Annotated in this window: 24 protein-coding genes, 1 tRNA gene and 1 pseudogene; 11 read left to right on the top strand and 15 right to left on the bottom strand. The window is 54.0% G+C overall.

Going from position 1 to position 23424, the window contains the following annotated elements; genetic code table 11:
• Positions 1-220: 220 nt before the first annotated feature.
• From GN112_RS32775 to GN112_RS33735, 3 genes are all read right to left on the bottom strand, one after another.
• A complete protein-coding gene (locus GN112_RS32775) occupies positions 221-1720 on the bottom strand; it encodes a class I adenylate-forming enzyme family protein (RefSeq protein WP_155313968.1) in 1500 nt (499 codons plus the stop codon).
• Between the two features lie 239 nt (positions 1721-1959).
• Positions 1960-2601 (bottom strand): anaerobic carbon-monoxide dehydrogenase catalytic subunit, encoded by a 642-nt coding sequence (locus GN112_RS32770; protein ID WP_162459231.1) that lies wholly within the window; start codon positions 2599-2601, stop codon positions 1960-1962.
• Positions 2598-2897 carry a hypothetical protein gene (locus GN112_RS33735; RefSeq protein WP_162459230.1) on the bottom strand — a complete coding sequence of 100 codons (300 nt, stop codon included), beginning with the start codon at positions 2895-2897 and terminating at the stop codon, positions 2598-2600. The genes GN112_RS32770 and GN112_RS33735 overlap by 4 nt, the downstream gene beginning before the upstream one ends.
• A 418-nt stretch (positions 2898-3315) precedes the next feature.
• On the opposite strand from GN112_RS33735, the gene GN112_RS32765 reads away from it, so the two are divergent.
• The 4 genes and pseudogenes from GN112_RS32765 to GN112_RS32750 all read left to right on the top strand — a co-directional run bounded on the left by GN112_RS32765 (position 3316) and on the right by GN112_RS32750 (position 5867).
• Entirely contained in the window at positions 3316-3708 is a 393-nt protein-coding gene (locus GN112_RS32765) for a hypothetical protein (RefSeq protein ID WP_231716928.1), read from the top strand.
• Between the two features lie 161 nt (positions 3709-3869).
• A pseudogene (locus GN112_RS32760) lies at positions 3870-4567 on the top strand (transposase family protein); the annotation flags it as partial.
• A 106-nt stretch (positions 4568-4673) separates the two neighbouring features.
• Complete coding sequence (locus tag GN112_RS32755; protein WP_155313966.1) at positions 4674-5465, top strand: site-specific integrase; 792 nt, start codon at positions 4674-4676, stop codon at positions 5463-5465.
• A 36-nt stretch (positions 5466-5501) separates the two neighbouring features.
• Positions 5502-5867: a response regulator transcription factor gene (locus tag GN112_RS32750; protein ID WP_155313965.1), complete on the top strand. Its 366-nt coding sequence runs from the start codon at positions 5502-5504 to the stop codon at positions 5865-5867.
• Positions 5868-6241: 374 nt separating this feature from the next.
• On the opposite strand, the gene GN112_RS32745 is transcribed toward GN112_RS32750, so the two are convergent.
• The 3 genes from GN112_RS32745 to GN112_RS35585 all read right to left on the bottom strand — a co-directional run bounded on the left by GN112_RS32745 (position 6242) and on the right by GN112_RS35585 (position 9372).
• Positions 6242-8629, bottom strand: coding sequence for a PAS domain-containing hybrid sensor histidine kinase/response regulator (locus GN112_RS32745; RefSeq protein ID WP_155313964.1), 2388 nt, complete (start codon positions 8627-8629; stop codon positions 6242-6244).
• A gap of 336 nt (positions 8630-8965) precedes the next feature.
• A complete protein-coding gene (locus GN112_RS35525; RefSeq protein ID WP_155313963.1) occupies positions 8966-9211 on the bottom strand; it encodes an ACT domain-containing protein in 246 nt (81 codons plus the stop codon).
• Complete coding sequence (locus GN112_RS35585; protein WP_231717199.1) at positions 9211-9372, bottom strand: thiamine pyrophosphate-dependent enzyme; 162 nt, start codon at positions 9370-9372, stop codon at positions 9211-9213. Before GN112_RS35585 ends, GN112_RS35525 begins: the two co-directional genes overlap by 1 nt.
• A gap of 186 nt (positions 9373-9558) precedes the next feature.
• Between GN112_RS35585 and GN112_RS32730 the strand changes: the two genes are divergently transcribed.
• The 5 genes from GN112_RS32730 (at position 9559) to GN112_RS32715 (ending at position 12378) form a co-directional block, all read left to right on the top strand.
• Positions 9559-10548 (top strand): 4Fe-4S dicluster domain-containing protein, encoded by a 990-nt coding sequence (locus GN112_RS32730; protein ID WP_155313961.1) that lies wholly within the window; start codon positions 9559-9561, stop codon positions 10546-10548.
• Complete coding sequence (locus GN112_RS32725; RefSeq protein ID WP_155313960.1) at positions 10538-11053, top strand: FeS-binding protein; 516 nt, start codon at positions 10538-10540, stop codon at positions 11051-11053. Before GN112_RS32730 ends, GN112_RS32725 begins: the two co-directional genes overlap by 11 nt.
• Before the next feature lie 88 nt (positions 11054-11141).
• Positions 11142-11900 (top strand): PAS domain S-box protein, encoded by a 759-nt coding sequence (locus tag GN112_RS32720; protein ID WP_155313959.1) that lies wholly within the window; start codon positions 11142-11144, stop codon positions 11898-11900.
• The gene (locus tag GN112_RS33730; RefSeq protein WP_162459229.1) at positions 11897-12079 is read left to right on the top strand and encodes a hypothetical protein; all 183 of its coding nucleotides are present in this window, start codon (positions 11897-11899) and stop codon (positions 12077-12079) included. The genes GN112_RS32720 and GN112_RS33730 overlap by 4 nt, the downstream gene beginning before the upstream one ends.
• Positions 12052-12378: a sensor histidine kinase gene (locus tag GN112_RS32715; protein ID WP_162459228.1), complete on the top strand. Its 327-nt coding sequence runs from the start codon at positions 12052-12054 to the stop codon at positions 12376-12378. The genes GN112_RS33730 and GN112_RS32715 overlap by 28 nt, the downstream gene beginning before the upstream one ends.
• 27 nt (positions 12379-12405) lie before the next feature.
• Here the strand turns inward: GN112_RS32715 and GN112_RS32710 are convergent, their stop codons facing one another.
• The 4 genes from GN112_RS32710 to GN112_RS32695 form a co-directional block, all read right to left on the bottom strand.
• A complete protein-coding gene (locus GN112_RS32710) occupies positions 12406-13686 on the bottom strand; it encodes a TRAP transporter large permease (protein WP_155313957.1) in 1281 nt (426 codons plus the stop codon).
• Positions 13683-14168: a TRAP transporter small permease gene (locus tag GN112_RS32705; protein ID WP_231714013.1), complete on the bottom strand. Its 486-nt coding sequence runs from the start codon at positions 14166-14168 to the stop codon at positions 13683-13685. Before GN112_RS32705 ends, GN112_RS32710 begins: the two co-directional genes overlap by 4 nt.
• Positions 14169-14299: 131 nt before the next feature.
• A complete protein-coding gene (locus GN112_RS32700; protein WP_155313956.1) occupies positions 14300-15277 on the bottom strand; it encodes a TRAP transporter substrate-binding protein in 978 nt (325 codons plus the stop codon).
• A gap of 77 nt (positions 15278-15354) precedes the next feature.
• Positions 15355-15915 carry a DUF4136 domain-containing protein gene (locus GN112_RS32695; RefSeq protein ID WP_155313955.1) on the bottom strand — a complete coding sequence of 187 codons (561 nt, stop codon included), beginning with the start codon at positions 15913-15915 and terminating at the stop codon, positions 15355-15357.
• A gap of 197 nt (positions 15916-16112) precedes the next feature.
• On the opposite strand from GN112_RS32695, the gene GN112_RS32690 reads away from it, so the two are divergent.
• Entirely contained in the window at positions 16113-16385 is a 273-nt protein-coding gene (locus GN112_RS32690) for a hypothetical protein (protein WP_155313954.1), read from the top strand.
• 148 nt (positions 16386-16533) lie between these two features.
• Here the strand turns inward: GN112_RS32690 and GN112_RS32685 are convergent, their stop codons facing one another.
• The 5 genes from GN112_RS32685 to GN112_RS32665 all read right to left on the bottom strand — a co-directional run bounded on the left by GN112_RS32685 (position 16534) and on the right by GN112_RS32665 (position 19893).
• The gene (locus GN112_RS32685; protein WP_155313953.1) at positions 16534-16815 is read right to left on the bottom strand and encodes an integration host factor subunit alpha; all 282 of its coding nucleotides are present in this window, start codon (positions 16813-16815) and stop codon (positions 16534-16536) included.
• Positions 16816-16851: 36 nt separating this feature from the next.
• A complete protein-coding gene (locus GN112_RS32680; RefSeq protein ID WP_155313952.1) occupies positions 16852-16998 on the bottom strand; it encodes a hypothetical protein in 147 nt (48 codons plus the stop codon).
• Positions 16999-17057: 59 nt separating this feature from the next.
• On the bottom strand, positions 17058-17390 hold the full coding sequence (locus GN112_RS32675; protein ID WP_155313951.1) for a hypothetical protein: 333 nt from the start codon (positions 17388-17390) through the stop codon (positions 17058-17060).
• A gap of 321 nt (positions 17391-17711) precedes the next feature.
• On the bottom strand, positions 17712-19571 hold the full coding sequence (locus GN112_RS32670; RefSeq protein WP_155313950.1) for an ATP-dependent helicase: 1860 nt from the start codon (positions 19569-19571) through the stop codon (positions 17712-17714).
• Between the two features lie 246 nt (positions 19572-19817).
• A tRNA-Thr gene (locus tag GN112_RS32665) sits at positions 19818-19893 on the bottom strand.
• A gap of 56 nt (positions 19894-19949) precedes the next feature.
• Between GN112_RS32665 and mfd the strand changes: the two genes are divergently transcribed.
• Entirely contained in the window at positions 19950-23420 is a 3471-nt protein-coding gene (gene mfd / locus GN112_RS32660; RefSeq protein ID WP_155313949.1) for a transcription-repair coupling factor, read from the top strand.
• Positions 23421-23424: the final 4 nt, after the last annotated feature.

Here is a 23424-nt window from a genome sequence, read left to right as displayed (position 1 = left end):
GTATGTAACTTTAGTCAAGTGTTTCTTTCGGTTTCAAGGGCAAACCAAAGATAGGAAAGGGAGGTAATAAGATAATGAATACGTTTGGCAAAAAAATGATGGCGTTGAGATTCACAATCTATACGGAATAAATAAAAAAACTACATAAGATAACGGGCATGAAATTATGCGTTGCATGGTTTAAGGAAAAGAACTCTCCAACTCAGTTGCCTACAAGGCATCAAGGTTTCGGTGCGGTATAGGTATTCCGGATTTCGCGTTTCACCAGTTTGCCGGCACTGCTTTTGGGCAATTCGTCAACTTCGATAAAGGCCTTGGGCACCTTGTAACTGGCCAAGCGCTCTTTCATATAGGCCTTTAAAACCACGCTGTCGATATGCTGGCCAGGCTGGGGAATGATGTAAGCGGTGACGCGCTCTCCGTATTCGGCATCGGGCAAGCCCACCACGGCACACTCAAACACTTTCGGGTGGGTATAGAGCACCTCCTCGACTTCACGGGAATATACATTTTCTCCGCCGGTGATGATCATGTCTTTGAGCCGATCCACAATAAACAGGTAGCCTTCCTCATCAAAGATACCGATGTCGCCGGTACGGTACCAATCGCCCCAGAATGCGTCCCGGGTCTCTTCGGGATGATTCAAGTACCCTTTGGTGATATTCGGGCCGCACACGCATATCTCGCCCTTTTCTCCCTGAGGCAGGGCATTGCCGCCGTCATCCCGGATTTCAACCTCGACGATGTTCACCACCGTTCCCACAGAGCCCACCTTATGGCGGTAAAAATGGTTGTATGTCACCATGGCGGCGCTCTCCGTCATGCCATACGACTCATAAATATCGAGACCGGTTTTTTCTTTCCACGCCTGCACCACCTCCAGGGCCATGCTGGCGGCTGCGGAAAAGCAGTATCGGATGGATTTGAACGTCTCTTTCAAGTCCGGAAGCCCCAGCAACCGAATGTAAATCGTGGGGACGGCATAAAATTTGGTGATTTTGTATTTAGTGAGGGCATTCAGCACCTGGTCCATGTCAAAGGCCGGCTGGAGAATGGTGGCGCCGCAGCTATATATGGTGGAGTTCATTATATGGACCTGTCCGAACACATGGTTCAGCGGCAAAAAGCACAGGGCGCGATCATCCATGGTGCAGCGCTCATAATGGGCGATATTGAAGATGGAGGATTTCAGGTTTTGATGGGAGAGCATCGCCCCCTTGGGGGTCCCAGTGGTCCCGCCGGTGTATAAAATGGCGGCCGTGTCGTCGCGGTGACGATTAACCGTGGGAAATTGCCGGTCACCTTTTTCAAGCAGGGACGGGAAAGAGATATCTCCGTTATTACAGACCACGATGGACAAATGAGATTCATCCCGTTGGTCTCCCATATCACTCAGTTTATCATCACTGGTAAATAATATTTTAGGCCGGCAATCGGCCAAAATCTTGGTCAGTTCACCCTTTTTCAACAGATAGGAAAAGGTGACCGCCACGGCACCGGCCTTGATGGCAGCATAATAAATGACCACCCAGGCATAAGCATTGGGGGCACACAACGCCACATGGTCGTCAAGTTGCAGCCCCAGCTTTACCATGGCTGAAGCGGCCTTGTTCACATCCTGATGGAGTTGGGAAAAGCTGATGGTGATGTCACCTTCGATGATGGCAGGTCGATCAGGAAAACAGTGTGCGTTTTTGTCCAACATGTCGGCAAAGTTCATCAATCACTCCTCCCTATTTTTTTTTACTGTTCGACCTCAAACTTCATTTTCGGAAGTAAATGGATAAAAATCCATGAATTTTATCATAGGGAAGAATCACACTAATCCGCGATGAGCCAAATGAACTTTCCCGGGAGGGACTGATTAAAAGGCTCGACCGAAGCAAAGTTTTCATTTCAGATCTTGCAGCACTGGAATCCATGGAAGACACCCGTCCAATTTAATCTAAACCACTTCCCCTAAGAAAAGGGTGAGAAACGGCCACCGCAGCGATCACACCACTGGATTCCCAGCCGTTTATCGTGTATATGCGCATCGATAAGATCAACTGTCTTTGCAGGACCGTCTTCCATAGTAAAAACAGCACCAGGGCTTTCAATCTGCCCTTCATACCGGCTTGGTGAAATTGCAGCAATCGGTAAATTTATTTTTTCCACTGCAGCATGCTGTGCCAGCCCATTGTAGAAATCAAGGATATCGGATTTATCTATCGTACTGCCGATATACAGGACCGGCAGTATCCCTATAAAATTGCAGAATTCTGCAATGCCGTCGCCTGCACGTTGAAAGAAGTCCGGTCCTATCATTCCTGCCATGTTTATGCCCACGGTCTCACCGATGGATATTGTCACCATGATATCACGATTGATCAGTTCCTGAATTAATTGTATATACTCAGAATCGTCTTTGCTCCCGGAGTTCGGGAAGTCGACAATGCTGACTACGCCGCGGACCCTTCCAAGTTTAAGCGATTTAAAAAATAGATCTGCGGATTCGTTTAAGGTCTCCCAGGAATCTTTATTCAATAGATTTAAGGTGGTAATTGAAAATGATTCACCGTTTTCAGTGGAAAGGTCTACAGACTGTCCATCACTGTTCATGCTTTTTCTCCTGCTTTTTCCAACGGTACATTGCGGTATAAGAGTCTGAATAACACGCAGGTGGTTATCAAGCAACTGTCTATCATTGAAATCATTGACGTACACCGACCCCATGGTGACCTGCAGGGTGTCGAATACATTGCATTGGGGATGATGGCATCATCCATTAGGGAATACCCCGGCACCGCGACCCAGTTGCGAATGTCGGGCATTTTTGCCAGGCGCTGGTTCACCGTTTCCACCACCGCCAGGGTGCGCTGCTGGAACGCGGCATCCGGCAGCTGGATCGTGTGCATGGCCCATCCCTGGTCCTCGTTGGGGACGAATCCCTTGGGGCGGCTGTCAAACCCAACCAGGGCCGGGCTGTCAGTCCCATAAAAACGATTATCATCACGATACTGCTGAGTGCGGCCACGAAAAATGATGGAAAAACAGCTTAAAATGGACAAGAACCGTGAGGGAAAAAAGATGGAGCCCCCTCGCGTTCCTTGGCCAGGGTCGTAGTAGGAGGCTCCTGCCACAATAACCATAAATGGCAGAGCCGATGATACCACCAGATATCCTCAATCACAAATCGTTATTTTCCCTTCTTCACCAGATAGATTTTGAGATAGCAGAGCAGACACGAATCCGCCGTTGCCCTATTGCGGGGGGCCGTTGCACTACGCCAATTATCCACGAAAGCCTCGGGGCGGCCCTTCTGATCTGGATGAGGTGTTTGGCCTTCGATATAGCCTGTGCTGTGGTCGTGAAGGCTGCAGGCGCCGTGTCCTGCCCCCATCGGTTCGGTTTTGGGGGCGCCGGGTATACTGGGCACCGGTGCTTTTTATCGTCGCCGCCCTTCGACAAGAACGAAATCCGGACCGTACCCTGGAGCAAATTAAAGGCCTTTTCGGACCGTGGCGTTCCACCGTCAACCGCTGGAAACACTATTTCCAAGAATTGTTTCCCCAGACCATCAACTACCGGCGTCTGGCCGGGCACCTGATTCCACCGATCCTTTCCAGTCATCTTCCCAAAGCGTTACTGGACCGATTTGAACGTGCCGCCAAAGCCCCCGGGACAGCACTGGTGAACTGCTTGCAAACCCTTGCCCTGGGGCCATGACGGTCTCGATCGCTGAGGCACCAAAAATCAGGTTCTGCTTCACGCAGAAGATCGGCCGATGTCAAAACCGAGGTAATCCGCTACAAGGATCGAACCCTCGATTCGACCCTGTTTGTCTCCATGGGGGAGGCCAGAGGAAGCGAATCGAAAGGAGTGATCCCATGAGCGAGCCTCAATTGCCCATGTGGCAGCGCTGGGCACAGTTTCGATTTTCTGTCATCGGTGAGCTGTTGTCCTGCCCGCCATCAAGAGGGCAGCTGTAACAGGCGATCAGTCAGTTAGCCCAAAAATGTTACCGGCACCCTATCGATCCCAACCGATGGATCAGCATTATGACAACCTGAAGGCGACGGCCAAAGAGCAACCCTGCCTGGGAGAGGTGCCCAGTTACAAAACCGTGCTGCGGTGCATGCGCGAAAATGGTTGGCTGAAAACGAATGAACCGGCACAACCCACCGATGGACAACTGATAGCGGCAAAGCGGCGCCAAAACCGTGAGGTCCGCGGTTTCGAAGTGTCCCATGTCCATGGCCTCTGGCACTTGGATTTTCACCAGGCAAAAATTAGAATCCTCGACAATAAAGGCACATGGCACCGTCCCGTGGCGCTGGCCATCATCGACGATCACTCGCGGCTTTGCTGTCATTTGCAATTGTATCTGGCCGAAACGGCGGAGTGCCTGATCCATGGCTTATCCCAGTCATTCATGAAACGAGGATTGCCACGGGCATTGATGACCGATTATGTGGCGGCCATGCTCGCCGAAGAAACCCGCCGGGGCTTGGAACGGTTGGGCATCGGCCATCAAACGACCTTGGCGTATTCGCCCTATCATTATGTGGCGTCCAAATTTATGTGGCGCTTCATAGGAAGAACGCTACCATCAGCTGACATCAAACAGAATTGCACCACATAATTTTCTGTCCCATGATGGGCCTCCGTCTACCCCCTAAAAGGAGGCTATCATGTTTGAAACCTTGTTTACCCGCCCCACTATCTTGGCCCGTTACCGCGAGGGTCCTCTGTTAAAAGCCCGAAAGCTATTCCTCAAGCAATGTGAAAGAAGTGGATATTCACGCAGCATGCTGCAAAAAATTGCCTGGGTGCTATTGTCGATAGCGCACCGTATCGACATCGACCATGGTACAGTGACAACACGTGATATTGAACTGGCCATAGATACTCGAATGCGCTTTAAGCGTTCTTCAGAGCGTGAGCAAAATTCTCAGGGATCTCGACAACTGTTTATCCATATCGCCAAAGCGTGGGTGCGTAGTCTCGGATGCTTTGAAGCGCCCCGGGAGGTGGAGCGTCCCTTTACGGCCCAGATTGCCGCTTTCGCTCAGCATTTATACGAGGAAAGAGGGTTGTCACCCGTAACCGTCTCGACTCGTTGTGAGCGTATGGCTTGGTTTTTCGATAGCTTGCCTCCCAACAAAAACTCGCTACACATGATTTCGATCGCTGACTTGGATGCCTTCATTGAGGCAAAAGGGAACACCGGCTGGACACGCTCGTCATTATCCAGTTTGGCCAGCAGTTTACGTAGCTTCTTTCGCTATGCCGAAAGCCAGGGCTGGTGTAATCCGGGGATTGCCACAGCCATTGAATCGCCTCTGCTCTATACTCGAGAAGGGCTTCCTAAAGGGCCAAACTGGGAGGACGTGCAGCGTCTGATGGCATTTAAAACGATAATGGTTTTCTTCCAATGGCCGATATGTCTCTTCAGAAACAAAGAGGTTTTGATTGAACACTGACTGATCGGCCTCAGGGCCGAAATAGGGGGTAGTTTCATGAGCACGGTCTTAGTTGTAGACGATGATGAAAAAATCAGGAAATTCGTCTCTATGGTCTTGAAAAAAGAAGGCTTTTATGTGGCCGAGGCCCGCAATGGGCAAGAAGGCTTTTTTATGTACAACACCCAATCGCCTGATCTTGTCTTGATCGACATCATCATGCCCGAGAAAGACGGTCTTTCCGCCATCAGGGAAATCAAGGCAATAAACGGTATGGCCAAGGTGGTCGCAATGTCGGGTGGCTTGGTGCTGACTCCCGATGCTTACCTTGATGAAGCCAAGGAAATCGGTGCTGATTGCGTCTTGTCGAAACCGTTTGATCGCCGTAAGCTGGTTGAAACCGTTCAAAATTTATTGCTGTAGGACATAGTCTGCGGCGTTCTTTGTTTGTCCGAACACACCTGGCTCCCAGAAGATATGGTCGAGATAGATTACCGGGCCGCCGGTAGGATCGACAAGCCTTCCGGCCAACCATGCCTTTCCGCTACCGCTGTTGCCTGTTATTATCATTCGTATCAAAGACGGTCCTAAGGATCGGGAATTTTATTAATTGAACAGAATTGCTTGTTCTTGCGCCCGTCTTCCGCGTTGCATTAACGGCCACATACTCCCAGTATGCAACCCTTGATGCGCCTTGAAGACGAACACAAGCCCGGCGCAATTACGTCCAATTAATTTCATCCCCGATCCTAACCCGCTAATTGGAACAGCGCTACCAATGCCTATGAATGGAATACTTATTTCTGAGCCCTGCCTTTTACGCCATCCAATACTTTCCGGACAGTTTTGGCCAGGTCTGCTTTAACCATCGGCTTGTAGGCGAACGCCTTGATGCCAATTTCCAAAGCTGTTTCATATGAAATCTTTTTACTGAAGCCCGTACAAAGAATAACGGGAATATCAGACCTTATCTTCATCAATTCAGTTACCAGTTTGTCTCCGGTCAAATTCGGCATTGTCATGTCCGTGATGACAAGATCGAAGGAATCTGGTTTCGACTTAAATAGCTCCAACGCCTCTATACTGCTGGTACGAGTAGTTACCGTATAACCTATACTTTCAAGGATCCGGCTACCCATTTTGACGATGGGCGATTCATCGTCTACGAATAAAATTCGTTCTGTACCTGAAGGCAACTGTTCTATTTCGTTTGCTCGAAGGGTTTTAGGTCTTTTAATGACGGGTAGGCAGATAGAAAATGTTGTCCCTCGCCCCAATTGGCTATCAACGGAAATTTTACCACCGTAGCTTTTGACGATACCATGTACCACAGCTAGCCCCATGCCGGTTCCCTCGCCTATTTCTTTGGTTGTGAAATAGGGATTAAAAATGGATTCGATCAATTCAGGAGCGATCCCAACGCCAGTATCCGCCACCTTGATTTCAACATAGGATCCCTGGTTCATGCCAGTTAACAAGTCCTCCTTATCTACAACTACATTTTTCAGGCTCACTTTCAAAACACCGCCAGAGTCCTCCATAGCATGGATTGCATTTGTGCATAGGTTCATCAACACCTGATGAACCTGGGTTGCGTTACCCATAATAATTGAATCGCTTTTAATATCCTGCTGTATCTCTATGGTAGTCGGTGTGGCGGAACGGATTAATTTTAAAGTCTCTTTTATTATCTCAACCAATTGAATAGGGCATATTCTTTTATCTGATTGTCGGGCAAAGGCAAGAATCTGGTTCACCAAATCTTTTGCCCGTTTTCCAGCCGAAAACACTTCCTGCAGGCAGTCCTCTACTATTGTGCCACTTGGCGTTTCATCAAGTGCAAGCTCGGTGAAACCAATTATTGATGACAGAATATTGTTGAAATCATGAGCGATCCCTCCAGCTAAAGTTCCAATGGATTCCATTTTTTGTGCCTGTTGAAGCTTGGACTCAAGCTCTTTATTTTCTTTCTCCGCGGCCTTCCTTTCAGAAAGATCACTGATGACGCTAATTCTGGCAGTTCGCCTATTGTATTCCATTAACCTTGCTCGTATTTCCATTGGGAACTGCGTTCCATCTTTTTTAATCCCTATCGCTTCGTAAGGACCCGTCGCCCCGGAAACTATCTTTTCCTTTATTTTTTCTATTGAATCAGAAGTCGCAACAAGTTCAATCGCATTTATACCTTTCAATTCCTCAGGCATGTAACCGAACATCTCATAGAATTGGTCATTTGCATTGATGATATATCCTTTGTTATGGATAACTATTCCTTCAAAAGCGGCCTGAGATAAAATTCGGAATCTTTCCTCGCTCTTACGGAGGTCTTCTTCTACCCGCTTCCGCTTGGTGATGTCTTGATTTACCCCATAGATTTTAATAGTATTGCCGTCTGCATCTTTCAATATTCCGAAGCTTACAATAATATTACGAGTTTCTCCATCTCTACGAACGATTCGATGCTCCAGACGTGACTCAAAATCTGAATTGGTGGCTTCTATAGCCTTTTTTATTTCTTCAGCTACGACGTACCGGTCTTCTGGATAAACAAATTCTTCGGCATACATGTCAGCTTGCATTTGGTAGCCACCTTCAATCTTTACAGTCGTACCATAGAGGGAAAAGAACCTGTCGTTAAAAGTAAAAATATTTTTGGGCACATCAAGTTCCCAATGCGCCATAAACGCCAGGTCCATGGCCTCCTCAAGTCTTTTCTGGCTTGATTTCAACGCCTCCCCAGTTTGCTTGAGTTCAGTGATATCCCGTAAAAAGACCAGAATGTGCCCGCTTTGGGGTAGAAATGTATTACTGACTTCGACATCAATAACGCGCCCATCCTTGCAGCGATGACGGGAATCGAATCTGTTCATGCCAACGGCAATGGTATTATTGAGTCGATTTCGAGCCTCCTTCGGTGTATCCAAGGCATCAACATCCGAAACAGTCATTGTAAGCAGTTCATCTCGGCTGTAACCAACCATGTGGCTAAATGACTCATTCACGTCCAGGAAGCGGATGGTGGCAACATCTACTACTGCAAAACCATCCATGGACGTATTGGTCATAATGCGGTATTTTTCAGCGCTTTCACGGAACACTTCCTCAATCTGTTTTAACCTTTTGGATTCTGTTTCTAATGCGCTAACCCTGTCTGTCAATTCTTCATATGTCGGTTTCCTTACCATTCGTATGTCTCCAATTCTTACTGTAACGAATTTAACTTTAAGAAATTGTTTATAATACGGACGGCAACCCACAATCGATCATGAATTTAAAATGTCATCAGTCGATCTTCTCGAGTTGGCAGGCAGGAATCAGCAACAGCAATCAATATGAATTATATCATATCGGTTTGAATGGGAAATGCATAGATATCCACAGTCAGGCGCTTCTGAATTACCCGTGGATTCTGCTTTGGTTACCTATGATCTGAGATTAATCTACGCTGGTAGCGCCTGTCAAATGTTGTGATAGGTGGTAAGGCGATTTCTGTCAAAGAATATACCCGCCTGCTTGTCTTTTCATCCGTCTTCTGCGTTGGGCTTTTCCACACATAGCCCCACTATGCGTAAAAAAGCCCGCCTTGAATACGAATGAAAATCCTGCGCATCCTCTATTTTCATTACCTGTTTCACGATTTGATCCAAGGGGTGACCGCCGTCCAGGGTCAGCCAAATCCGGATCTCTTTGCCGTCTCCAAGCGGAAGGCAGAGAATTTTTTGAACGTTGCAAGCACGGCGAGAAAACAGGCCGCAGATGTGAGACATTACCCCATGGTGCCAAGGCCTCCGGAGGTCAAAAGCTGACCGGGTCGGGAAAAGGGGTAGGCCTGGGCGGTCCACATCTGATGCTGCCCCACATCGGTAACGATGACGGCCTCGTCATTCAGACAGGCGGCCACCTGGCGGATGAGGTTGAAGAGGGACAAAAGACAGGGGGTGATTCGAGGGCATCGTCCCCAGGCCCATGAGGCTCATAGTGGTAAGGACCGGCACAGGCACAAAAAAAAGTCCGGCTTTCAACAAACCAGCTTGGGATGTTGCGGATATATTTTGTAACCGATCCAATTTTTTTATATCCAAAGTGCCAAAGAAAAAAAGAGGAGGCATTTTGCATGACGCTTTTGACGAGAAGATCGTTTCTTAAAACCGGGCTCGCGACGGCCGGCGCTGCCTGCGCCAGCCAGGTTCCCCTGCCTGCGGCCGCCCAGACAAAAAATGACGGCGAATTGGCAACCCTGATCGACATTCGAAAATGTGTCGGATGCGAGGCATGCGTCGAGGCGTGCCGGGAGGTCAACGCGGCCAAATACCCCGAGCCGGAGAAACCGTTTCCCAAGATGTACCCCAGCCGGGTAAAGGTGGCCGACTGGTCGGGAGAAGACAAACGGGAGGTGCGCGACCGCCTGACTCCCTACAACTGGCTTTTCATCCAGTGGGCCACGGTTGTCGTCGATGGCGAGGAACAGGAAATCTCTTTCCCCCGACGGTGCATGCACTGCCAGAATCCGCCTTGCGCGGACCTTTGTCCCTGGGGGGCCGCCCGCAAACTGAAAAACGGCATCACCCTGATTCACGCGGATATCTGCCTGGGCGGGCGCAAGTGCCAGGTCGTCTGTCCCTGGGATATCCCCCAGCGGCAGACCGGTGTCGGGCTCTATCTGGATCTGCTGCCCAGCTTTGCCGGCAACGGGGTGATGTACAAATGCGACCGATGCTACAACCGCATTGCCCAGGGTGAGCTGCCAGCCTGTATCGAACAGTGCCCGGAAGAAGTACAGACCATCGGTCCGCGTTCGGAAATCATAGCGGAAGCCCATCGTATCGCCAACGAGGAAGGGGCCTACATTTACGGAGAGAAGGAAAACGGCGGCACGAACACCATCTATTTGTCCCCGGTTCCCTTTGAAACCCTGAACCGATCCGTCGACAAAGGGCCGGGGAAACCCCACTTCGCCCCGGTTGAAGATCAAATGGCCCATGCCGACAATATGGCCAAAGCCATGCTGATTGCGCCATTTGCCGGCCTTGCCGCCGGTGTCAGTCGTGTTATCAGGGCCGCCAGGCGCGCGGACGAGCCCCCGGAGGATAATCATGAAGCCTAATGCACCCAAGCGATATCCCAAGCCATATATTGAACAAAAAGTCATCAAACCGGTCTATCTTGTTCTGCTTTTCATGATGGGGTTGACCGGGTTTGGCCAGATGCCGATTTTCAAACGGTATTACATCGCCGATATTCCCGGGCTGGAGTGGACGGGGAAATTTTATGTCACCCATTACCTGCATTACCTTGGCGCGATTGTCCTTTTTGTGCTCTTTGCTTACGTGATCGTGACCTATTTTGGATTGTTCCGCAGGTCCCATGCGCTTAGCAAGGCCGCCTATGTCCGGATATTCCTGTTGGCGGCCATCGTCGTGACCGGTATTTTCAGGACCTTGAAAAACTTGCCGAATGTTGTCTTTTCGCCCAATTTCACAATGTTCAACGACATATCCCATCTCGCTTTCATGATGCTGCTCATGGTTTCCGGCATCGTTTTCAGCATCACCAAAAGCGGTTGGCTGGTGCCCCGCGCGTTCCGGCAGACAGCCCCAAGGAACGACTAGGGACGTTTTCTCAGCCTTTTTTGATTCCCGCGGCAAGGTCACCGAACTGCTGTGCGTCGGCAACGACATCACCGACCGAAAAACCTTCGTGGCGGTCCTTGAATCGGCCCGGGTCCAACTGACCGCAACGGTACAGGCCCAAAACGCTCAGTTGCAGGAATCCAATCGGCGCCTGAAAAAGGAAATGGCGGAACGCAAAGCCGCCGAACAGGCGCTCAAAGAGAGCCGCGACCGTTATCAGCTCTATTCCATGGCCAGCACCGAAGGCATTCTATTTCATGCAAACGGCATTGCCATTGAAGTCAATGACGCCTTGGCCAAACTCTGTGAAACCCCGCGGGAACAGTTGATCGGCATGGACATTCTGCATCATTTTGTCAGCCCCGAAGATATCGAATCGGTAAAGCGCAAGATGGCCGCCAATGATGGTTATGCTTATGAAATTACCGCCCTCACCCCTTCCGGCCGGCGGTTTCCCGCTGAACTGCGCTCCTGGCCGGGAGAGTTGTCCGGTCATCCCTGCCGGGTGGTCAGCATCCGCGACATCCGTCAGCGCAAGAAAACCGAACGCAAACTGATCCATTCTCAGAAAATGGAGGCCATCGGCACTTTAGCAAGCGGGATCGCACATGATTTCAACAACATGCTGGCTGGCATTCAAGGCAATCTGGAAATCATTCGCCACCAACTTTCCGACCGCAGCCCCCACCAGAAAAGGCTGGCCATCATCGGTCAAATCGTAGAACGGGGGGCCAAGCTCTCCGGCCAGTTGCTCGGTTACGCCCGGGGGGGGACAGACGGAAATCAGCCTGATCGATCTGAATCACCTAGTCAGGGAGAGCCTTGAGATGTTCAGTCATGCCCACCGGCATGATCGACATCGAAACCCGGCTCAGTTCCGACAGGCCCACGATCAATGGCGATCACACACAAATCGAACAGGTGCTTCTGAACCTGGTAATCAATGCGGTGCACGCCATGCCCACCGGCGGCCATCTGTGTATCGAAACCAGCACACCATCCTGACCGCCAGTGACGATCGCGCCTACGAAATCGTTACCGGCCGGTATGCCATGCTTTCCGTTCGCGATACCGGCCACGGTATGGACGCCGATACCCGGAAAAAGATTTTCGAACCTTTTTTCACCACCAAACCGGAAGGCCAGGGAACCGGCCTGGAGCTGGCATCGACCTATGGGATCGTAAAAAACCATAAAGGTTATATCGACGTCTTCAGCAAACCGGGAGCGGGATCTCAATTCAATGTGCTTTTGCCGTCCGCCCAGGCTGCCCTGCAACCCCAAGCCCGATCCGGATGGGAATGAGCCGTCCGCCGAATGTTAAATCGTAGTCTAACTGGCCACCAGGTTGGCCATCCACATGGTAATCGGTGAGTAAAAAGTGATAATCAGGAGATCGACGAGCAGAATTCCCATGAAGGGCAAAACCCGCCGGCTGATGGCAGCCAAAGAATCCCCGGAGATGGAACAGGAGACAATCAGACAGATACCCATGGGCGGCGTCAACATGCCGATGGCCAGGTTGGTAACCACGATGACCCCCAGCTGAACCATGTCGATCCCCAGGGAGGGCAGCATGGCCGTAATCATCGGCACCAGCAGGATCAGGGCCGCGGTGGTCTCCACAAAGGTGCCGGCGATCAGCAGCACCAGGTTGATCAAAAGCAGCAGGGCCACCGGGTTGGCGGTAAGGCCCAGCAGGCCGCCGGCCAGCCGCGCCGGGATATCCTCGATGGCCGCAATCCAACTGAACGCCGATGCCGTGGCGATGATCAGCATGACAATGGCCGAGGTGATGGCCCCGTCCCGGAACAGGGGATAAAGATCTCGGATGCGAATGCGGCGGTAAACGCCCATGCCCACCACCAGTCCGTAAACCACGGCCACAGCCGCCGATTCGGTGGCCGTGAAAACCCCGAAAAGAATACCGCCCAGAATGATAATCGGCGCGCCCATGGCCAGGATGGCCCGTTTGAAGGTGTGCCAGACATCGGCCATGGAAAAACGGGTGGTTGCCGAGTAGCCCTTCTGCCACGAAATAAAGGTGGCCACGCCGATCAGTGATACACCGATCAACAGGCCCGGCAGAATGCCGGCAGCGAAAAGCTGACCGATGGAGGCACCGGTAAGGAAGCCGAAAATGATCATGGGGATCGACGGCGGAATGACCACGCCGATGGATCCTCCGGAGGCCTGCACGGCAGCGGCAAAATCGGACTCGTAGCCCGATGTTTTCATGGCCGGGATCAAAATGGCGCCCACGGCCGCGGCGTCAGCTGCCGCCGAGCCGGAAATCCCGGCGAAAAACATGGCCGACACAATGGTCACGGCCGCCATGCCGCCCGGCAGCCAGCCTACCAGGGCGTTGGCGAAATCGATGATCCGGCGACTGATGCCGCCGGCCTCCAGGATGGTTCCCGTGAACATAAACAGGGGAACCGCCATCAGATGAAACGAGTCGGTACCGCCGAACATCCGCTGTACTATCATCATGGGATTGAAATCCCCCTGAACGACGATACCCAGCACGGACGCCACGCCGATGGCAATGGCAATGGGCGTATTGATGGCAAACAGGACGAGGAGCGATACGAGCAGAACGGTAGACGTCATGGGCGGCTCCGCTGCAGGGCATCCACCAAAAAGGTGATGCCGTGAATCAGCAAAACAGCGCCGCTGATGGGAATGATACTCAGGACGATCCATTTGGGCAGTTGTAGAGCCGGTGTGGTCTGCAACTGCACGAAATGGGCAAAGCGGTAACCGTAGACGATCATCACCACAAAAAGGCTGATCGAAACCAGGTGAATCAACACCAGGCAAACCTTGCGCAGACCCGGCGTCATTCTGCGGTAGAGGATATCCACCCCCGGATGGGCATGGCGATAATAGGCTGCCGAGGCGCCGAGAAACGTCAGCCAAACCAAAAGGTAGCGGGCCAACTCCTCGGACCAGAAGAGCGACTGGTTCAGGACATAGCGGAAAAAGACCTGGGTGGCCACGAGCAGGGCCATGGAGAAGCCCATCCCGAACAGCAGATATTCAATCCAGTGGTTGACACCGGCACTCATCTTCTCAAGAACAGACACGATCATACACCTCTTCTCAATCAGGTATCGGATCCGATCAAAACGCACAAATCAACGGTAGGGAACAACACCGCCGGCCCGAAACCATTGCGGGTCGGCGGCAACCAACAAGATCCATCGAAGAACCGACCAACGGATCAGCGTGTCGCGTCCAAGATTTTCTCAAGCAGGGCCTTGACCTGGGGGTCACTGTACAGATCGAGGTTCTTCAGATCCGCCACCCTGGCACGAAACGCCTGGATATCCGGATTCTCGACAATCTGCATCCCCTTCTCCTTGAGCATGGCCAGACGGGCGGCATTCTTGGAGCGGTTGTCCTGGCGCTCGAACACGGCGGCGTCATGAATGGTTTTCTGGATCAGCGCCTGATCCGCAGGGTTAAGGCTGTTCCACCAATCCAGGGAAGCCACATCAATGTGACAGGAATAGACGTGGCGGGTCATGGTCATGTACTTCTGAATTTCGTAAAACTTATAGACTTCCATAACCCACAGGGGGTTTTCCTGGCCGTCGATGACGCCCTGCTCCAACTCGGTGTATATCGGCCAAGGCATGGGCGTGGGGTTGGCCCCCAGGGCCTGCCAGATAGATTTGTGGATGGTGGAGGACATGACCCGGATTTTGAGGCCCTTGACATCTTCAGGGGTGTTCACCGGGCGTTTGTTGTTGCTTAGGTTGCGAAACCCGTTTTCGGAAAAACACAAGCCCTTGATTTTGGACCGTTCCAGGCTTTTCAGGATTTCGGCGCCCAACGGACCGTCGAGAATGGCATCGGCCTGGGCATAATCCTTGAGTAGGAACGGATAGCTGACGACCCGGACAATGGGATCAAACGTGTCAAACGGCCCACCGGTGATCACGGCCATCTGGATGGTATTCATCTGTATCTGCTGGAGAATCTCGGTTTCGTTGCCCAGTGATGCAGAGTGATACACCTTGACGGAGATGTTCCCGCCGGAGCGCTGCGCGATGAGTTCCTCAAACTTAGCGGCAACGATATTCTGTGCGGACCCGGGTTTGGTGACCACGGCCAGTTTGATGTTGATATCGGCCATGGCGGTTCCGGTAAAAGCCAACAGGGCGACGGCAGCGATAAACAGGACAGTCTTTTTCATTGGTTCTCCTTGGAATCGGCTTTAAATATTGAGCCTTGCAGAATATTCAATTTTGTCGGGTTGTCAATGGATATCTATCAAGAAGGATGGGGCGGAAACTGCAGCAAAATTTTGTCCACGGTCTTCCGGATCGATTCGGCCGCCGCCTGGGGGTTCGGGTAGGTCTTGTACCGGTAAACGCCTGTTCCCCGCCACAGCAGGTGGCCCGTCTCTGCAGCATGAATGTCTATGACCAGCCGGCACTCGTCATACTGATGAATCCGTGTTTCTGCCTCCATCCCGCCAAACCACGGATAGCCGTACCACCATGCACCGAAGGTAGGATAGACCGTGTTCCCCTCGATTCTTTGCTCGATGGACAGATGGTAGCTGATATAAAGATCCGGCATATGGGTGGGCTGCCTCATTTTTCGACCGGCCAGATGGCTCTCCACAGCCCGTCGGATCCGCCCGTCCAGAAGCGGGTTGTCGATACGCACGTCTCCGACGGTCGCCTGATCCGGCTGCCGCCACTGCCAGGTGCCCTGGCCGGACAGATCGGCTCGGGGGTCATAATCCTGACTCACCTGAACCACACTGCAGCCGGTCAGGGCCGCGAGGGTAACCACCACCCCTACCATTTTAATCATCCATTGCATGGTGAACCTCCGTCAAAATGGGTCGATTATGGTTTTCGAACCGTCCAGGAATAAATTTTAACCGATCGGGCCCGATGTCAATGGGTAAAGCCCCAGGGAAACCATTGAAGGCGGATTGACAGCGTTATCGGAAGCGGCTAACTTTAGTTTGCTTTGCGGATCGGAAACAAACCGAAACACAACTTCAGGGAGGTCCCATGCAAGCCCTTCACGTTAATTTCACCGAGGCCACCCGGGCCATTGAAAACGTGGCCGACGCATCCCCGGAACCCTGGCAGGATGTGTGCGAACGTTTTGACGACGATGTCCACCGCATCATGGATGTCACTGACCAGGCGGGCTATACCGCCCTTTACGCGTGTTATGATGAGAACAACCAGCCGGTTTACTATCTGGTGGAGGAAGGTAAGGCGCTGGCACGGCTGAGACATAAAAATTTTCTCAGCAAGCTGGGACAGCCTCAGAGCTAACCGCCTGTCTGACGGTGACAAAGCAGGAACAAACGAACAATTTTCATTCTCGGGGCATTACGGGCGTGGCCGCCCGAAAGGGCAATTCCACATCATGTGGAAAAGTGAACCGCTGAGGGAAAGAGGAGGTGCCGGCAAGCGGATTGATTCAACCGCTGTTGATCTTGTTGCGCAGTTTCCCCGAGCATTTGAAGGTGACCACCCTGCGCTCGCGCAGGATCAGGTCGGAACCGGTGGCCGGATTCCTGCCACGGCGTTTTTTTTTCGCTTTTACGCAGAACTTTCCAAAACCCGATACCAGTACATCATCTCCGTTTTCGAGCGTCGACTTGATGATCTCGAGCAAAGACTCAACGGTTTCGATGGATTTTTTTTTGGTAAAACCCAGGTCATTCACCTTCGCGACGATATCGTTCTTGGTCAAAGCCATTGCACCTCCTGAATGGATGAGTTGCGCTCTTGGCGGTTATGCGCCCGATCGGTTTTCATTCGTCCGCCCGGTTCCCTCTTCGTCCTGGGGCATGACCTTGGCGACGTTGTCCATGATTGTTTTTACCCGGTCCATGATCTCGTCGATTTCCATTTTCAGCGCGTCTTCATCATTTTCAGCCATTCTCACCGCTCCTTTAGGGTTGTGCGAAATCGGTTTCACTGCGGCATTCCGACGCCCGTTCAGCGGGGGTACTCGCCCCGAGCATACACATGGTCGTAACAGTATGCGTGATACTCCATATCCGGGCTGGCGGCCGCCGCCGGATCCGACTCGGCGGCCTTCTCCAGACGCAACAGCCACTGCGCCTTTGCATGATCGTACAGGACATCCCGAAGCAAATCCGGTGAGTGATTGAGTTCGGGGTTGCTTTTCAAGAACAGCACCGCCCCGTCGATCACCATCTTCGCATTGCGGATATACTCACTGACATCCATCCGGTACTCGGCGGACAGATCCACAAATTGTGTCAGTACTGATTTTGCCGTACCTTCTACCGCATCGATACAGTTCATGGGATGCCGATTCCGTGCCCCTGAACCGGGCAAATCTGCCCCGGTGTCGTTGACCCATCCAAAACGAAAGCTTTGTTCAATAAAATCATACGGCTATAAAAATATACGGAAAGACCGGATCCTGTCAAGCGCATAAGCGGGGCGCTGCAGGGCGATCGCATTTGGATTGATTTTTGTTTTTTCGCGGGCATGGCCCGCTCCTACGCGTGCCAATCGTTTGGTTCTACACCGTTTTCTGCAGGAGCTGGCCATGCCTGCGACCAGATTTTTCTAATCCGGGCTCTAAATGCGATCACCCTGCGGGGCGCTGCCGCATTTCAATCAGCGATCCCCCAGGACGGCATCGATCTCTTCCAGGAAGCGGCTGCGCGGATTGAACTGGCCCTTGCGGAAATTGGCCGACGTGATGAACAGGCAACGTTCCGCGCGGGTCACCGCCACGTACATGAGCCGCCGTTCCTCTTCCAGGTCCTCGGCCCGGTCCATGGAACGCCAGTGGGGAAAGAGCTGTTCCTCACAGCCGACAACGAAGACCGTATGAAATTCCAGCCCCTTGGCCGCGTGAACCGTGGAGAGGTTGATTCCGCCGGTTTGCTCCTCCTCATCCTCCTCCTTGTCCTCGCGCACCAGCGCCGCCTCCTCCAGGTACTCGGCGATGGTCTCCTTCTGGGCGGCGGCGTGGATCAGCTGCTCGATATTTTCCTGGCGGGTGGTCAGGTCCATGGCGTGGGAGCGGGTATAGTTTTCCAGGTAATCCATATAGCCGCTGCGGGTGAGGGCCCGTTTGATGGCTTCATCGGGTTTCAGATCCCGGATTTCGTCCAGAAGGTCCAACAGCTCGCTCAGGGCCTTGTACAATTTCGGCGAAAGCACCCGTTCGGCCACCGCCTTGCGGGCGGCGTCCTGGAGGCTCATCCCGTCACCGCGCATCCCGGCGATCTTCTTCAGCGTTCCCGGCCCGATCCCCCGTTTGGGGGTGTTGACGATACGCTCGAAGGCGGTGTCGTCTTTATCAAACACCGCGGCAGTGATATAACAGTTCAGGTCCAGGATCTCCATGCGCTCGAAAAAGCCCTTGCCACCCATCATGTGATAGGGAATGTCGGCCCGCCGGAAAGCCTGTTCGAAAGGCAGCGAACAGAACTTGGTCCGGTACAGCACCGCCATCTTATCCAGGGGAACCTTCATCCGGACCAGACTGCGGACCTTATCGACCACCCAAAAGGCCTCCTCCTGATCGGTGACGAACTCGTGGGTCTCCACCACGCCGCCCTGCTTGTCCGAAAAGCAGGCCTTGTCCATGCGGTTTTCGTTGTGGCCGATGACGTGGTTGCCCAGTTGAACGATTTCATCGGCGCTGCGGTAGTTCTGTTCCAGACGGAAAATCCGTGAGCCTTTGTACTTTTTTTGGAACGACAGAAAATGGCCCACATTGCTCATGCGAAACGAGTAAATGGACTGCCAGTCGTCCCCCACGGCAAAGAGGTTGCCGTCCTTGAGCAGCAGGGCGGTGATCTCTTCGTTAAGATCGTTGGTATCCTGGTACTCGTCGCACAGGATGTACTGGAACCAGTCCTGGTAGCGCTGGCGGATATCCGCATGATCCCGCAACAGGTTGCGGGTCAGAAGCAGGATGTTGTCGAAATCGACCGCGTTGGCCGCTTTGAGAGTGGCCTCGTAGCGGTCGTAGATGTCGATCAGACGGATGTTGCCCTGCCGGGGATGCTGGTCGAAATAGGCGCCCGGATGGCCGCTGTTCTTGGCGTTGGAAATCTGGCCGAGGACGCCCATGGCATGCTTTTTGTCAAAATTGAGCCCCAGCAGAATTTCCTTGACCGTCTTCTGCTGATGATAGGCCGTAAAAATCTGCAGGGGCGTGTGATACCCCAACAGCTGGCAGTGCTTTTTGAGAATCTGCAGGCAGGCGGAGTGATAGGTCCGCACCCAGGGAAAACGGGCCAGGCTCAGGCCGGTCATGCGCAACAACCGGCCTTTCATTTCGTCGGCCGCCTTGTTGGTGAAGGTAATCGCCATGATCCGTTCCGGGGGCATGCCCTCGGCCACCAGATGGGCGAACTTGGCAGTCAGGGTGCGGGTTTTTCCGGATCCGGCACCGGCAACGACAAGGGCCGGCGAACCGGTATGCTGCACAGCGGCTTGCTGCTGGGGGGAAAGCTGCATAAAAAAGGTCTCCTCTTTGGGGTGGCCACCATGCCGGGGTGACCGATTGGTCGTTTGAGCCTCGTGTATCCGGCACCAAAGGGGGCGGGAATCGCCGCCGATCGCAAACGGCGGTTGCAAAAGCGATGCGGGTTGCGCTAAAAAGGCGGCCCGTTGACGGATATCCGCCGCGCCGGAACCCACCGGCACCGGAGATAAAAAAAACGGGCTCCCGCAAGGTTGATGGGGGGAACCCGAAACAGGCCATGGAGCCACCGCGCGGACTCGAACCGCGGGCCTGCTGATTACGAATCAGCTGCTCTACCAGCTGAGCTACGGTGGCAAAAAATAGAAGGATCAAGTATAGTGTTTAGGGACCAAAATCAAGAAAAAACTGCATTGCGTGACCTTGTCCGCACCATCGCCACCCGCCGCGGCCCGTTGATGGTCACCGGAATCTCGGGCAGCGCCGCCGCCTTTCTGGCCGCAACGGTCCGGCAGGCGATGGGCATACCGGTCCTCCTGGTGACCGCGTCATCCAAAGCCGCCGAACAGCGCCAGGCGGAGATCGAATTTTTCAGCGGCGAGGCGGCGCCGAAGACGGCCTTCCTACCCGCCTACAACCTCTCCCCGTTCAAATTTATGTCCTACCACAACGAAACCGCCGCCCGCCGGATCCGGGTGCTCTACGGCATGATCGCCGACACCGATCCCCGGGTGACCGTGACCACACAAGCGGCCCTGCGCCAGCGTCTGATACCCCGCAGCGTGCTGGCCGGATCGGCCGAACTGCTCATTGCCGAAGAGGAGATCGAGCCCGATCGCCTGGTGGCCAAACTGGTCGCCGGCGGCTACACCCGCAGCGTGGTGGTGGAGGAACCGGGTGACTTTTGCGTACGGGGAGGCATCATCGACATCTTCTCGCCCCTGTACGATCGCCCGCTGCGCATCGAACTGTTCGGAGACTTTGCCGAAAGCATCCGCTTCTTCTCTCCGGCCACCCAGCGCAGCCAGGATCACATCGGTGAAGCGGTGATCCTGCCGGCCCGGGAGGTGACTCTGGAAAAGGACCGCCTGGACGAAATCGTCAACCGCTTCCGCGCGCGGGCCATCGAGCAGGAGCTGCCGCGCACCACGGCCCGTGACATCGTCCAGCGCATCCGCGACCAGGGGGTCTTTCCCGGCATCGAAAGCCTCACGCCGCTGATCTATGCACGTATGGATACCCTCTTCGACTATCTTTCCAAAAACACGCTGGTGATTGCCGAAGATCCCATGGAACTGGCCCAGGCGGCGGAAAAAAGTCTCGAGGCGGCCCAGGTCAACGTCAACAAGGCCAAGGCCGACGCACGGTTGTGTGTCGAGGTCGATGCCCTGTTCTTAAACTGGGCGGAAATCAGCAGCCGGCTTGACCGTTCGGAGGCCGTGTTCCTGGCCCCCATCGCAGTCAGCGGGAAAGCGGACCGCCCGGTCAGTGCGGTCGGCATGGTCGATAACAGTGATCTGATGCTGGCCATGCAGACGGCCCGCAAAAGCGAGCAACCGGCCGCACCGCTGATCCAATGGATCGCCACCCAGGGCGAAGCCGGCCACCGGATGGTCATGGTCTGTGAAACCGAACGCCAGGCCAGTCGTCTGGCGTCTATCCTGGCCCCCCACAAAACGACCGCCAACATCGAGCCATCCTTCGGGCCATCCTTGAAACCCGGACGGGTGACGATCTGCCGCGGGCGGCTGAGCGCCGGATTCGTCTGGCCGGATGAGGGTCTGGCCGTACTCACCGAAGCCGAAATTTTCGGTCCGCGAACCAAACGGGCCACCCGCAGCCGCAAAAGCGTACACACCGAACTGCTCTCCTTTTCCGATCTCAAGCAGGGCGATCTGGTGGTTCACGACGAACACGGCATCGGCCGCTACGAAGGCCTGGTCAAATTGAACCTGGAAGGCACGGTCAACGATTTCCTGCTGATCGTCTACCGTGACGATGACCGGCTCTACCTGCCCGTGGATCGCATGGGACTGATCCAGACCTACATGGGCGTCGAGGGAATGATGCCGGCCCTGGACAAGATGGGCGGCCGGTCCTGGGAACGCGCCAAGGAAAAGGTGCGCCAGTCGGCCGAAAAAATCGCCGGCGAACTGCTCAAGATCTATGCTCAGCGCAAGATCAACGAGGGCCACCACTACGGCGCGACCGACAGCCACTTTGTCGACTTCGAGGCGGACTTTCCCTTTGAGGAGACCCCCGACCAGCTGCACGCCATTGAGGATGTGCTGGCCGACATGCGCAGCCCCAATCCCATGGATCGCCTGGTGTGCGGTGACGTGGGCTACGGAAAAACCGAGGTGGCCCTCAGGGCCTCGTTCCTGGCGGTCAGCGAGGCCAAGCAGGTGGCCATGCTGGTGCCCACCACGGTCCTGGCCGAACAGCATTTTGCCACCTTCGAAAGGCGATTCGACGCCTACCCGGTGAAGGTGGCCTGTCTGAGCCGCTTCCGTTCCCGGGGTGAGCAGCGCCAGATCGTGGAGGAGATTAAAAAAGGGACCGTGGACATTGCCATCGGCACCCACCGCCTGCTGCAGAAGGACGTCAGCTTTGCCGACCTGGGCCTGTTCATCATTGACGAGGAACAGCGCTTCGGCGTACGGCACAAGGAGAAGCTCAAGAAACTGCGCGCCACCGTGGATGTTTTGGCCCTTACGGCCACGCCGATTCCGCGCACCCTGCATCTGTCCATGATGGGCATCCGCGACATCAGTGTCATCTCCACTCCGCCCGAACAGCGCCGGGCGATCATCACCTATGTGTGCGAATTCGACGACACCGTGGTCACCGAGGCGATTCGCAGCGAGCTGGCCAGAGGCGGTCAGATTTTTTTCGTGCACAACAATGTGGGCTCCATCGAACGCATGGCCGGACGCCTCAAGCAGATGGTCCCCGAAGTGCGCCTGGCCGTGGCCCATGGTCAGATGGCCGAAAATGAACTGGAAACGGTGATGATGCGGTTCATGGCCCGCGAGGTGGATATGCTGGTCTGCACCACGATTATCGAATCGGGCATCGACGTGGCCACGGCCAATACCATCCTGGTCAACCGGGCGGACCGGTTCGGTCTGTCCCAGATCTATCAGCTGCGCGGCCGGGTGGGCCGCTCCGACGAGCAGGCCTACGCCTACCTGTTCATTCCCGAGGAGAGCCGCCTGGGCAAGGACGCCCAGAAGCGTCTCAAGGTGCTCATGGAGCACAGCGACCTGGGATCGGGTTTTCAGATCGCCATGAACGATCTCAAGATCCGCGGCGGCGGCGCCATCCTGGGTGCCTCCCAGTCGGGCCATATCGCGGCCGTGGGGTACGACATGTTCCTCAAGCTCATGGAAGAGGCCGTGGCCCAAATGAAGGGCGAGCCCATCACCGAGGGTCTCGAACCGGAGATCAACCTGCCCATGTCCGCTTATGTGGCCGAGGACTACGTGGCCGACATCGACCAGCGCCTCTCCATCTACCGTCGTCTGGCCAAGCTGGCCGATCTCAAGGAGATCGCGGCCATGAAAGCCGAGTTGATCGACCGTTTCGGCCCCATGCCCGAAGAAACGGAAAACCTGCTGCTCAAAATCATGCTCCGGGTACTGTCGGTCCGCGCCGGCGTCAAACGGTTGGACCTGTTCGGTCAGCAGCTGGTTCTGGCCTTCAGCGAAATTCATCAACGCCGCCCCCTGGGAATCGTCCAGATGATCACCGACGGCCAGGACCTCTATCAGTTCACCCCGGACCATCAGTTCAAGGCCAGCCTGACCAAAGGCGCGCCCCGGGTCATGCTGGCCCAGGTGAAAAACATCTTGATCGAATTGGCGCAACATGTTAATTTCTGAACCT

This window comes from Desulfosarcina ovata subsp. ovata (assembly GCF_009689005.1).
Taxonomy (GTDB): domain Bacteria; phylum Desulfobacterota; class Desulfobacteria; order Desulfobacterales; family Desulfosarcinaceae; genus Desulfosarcina; species Desulfosarcina ovata.
This window is presented reverse-complemented; position numbering and strand designations above follow the sequence as displayed.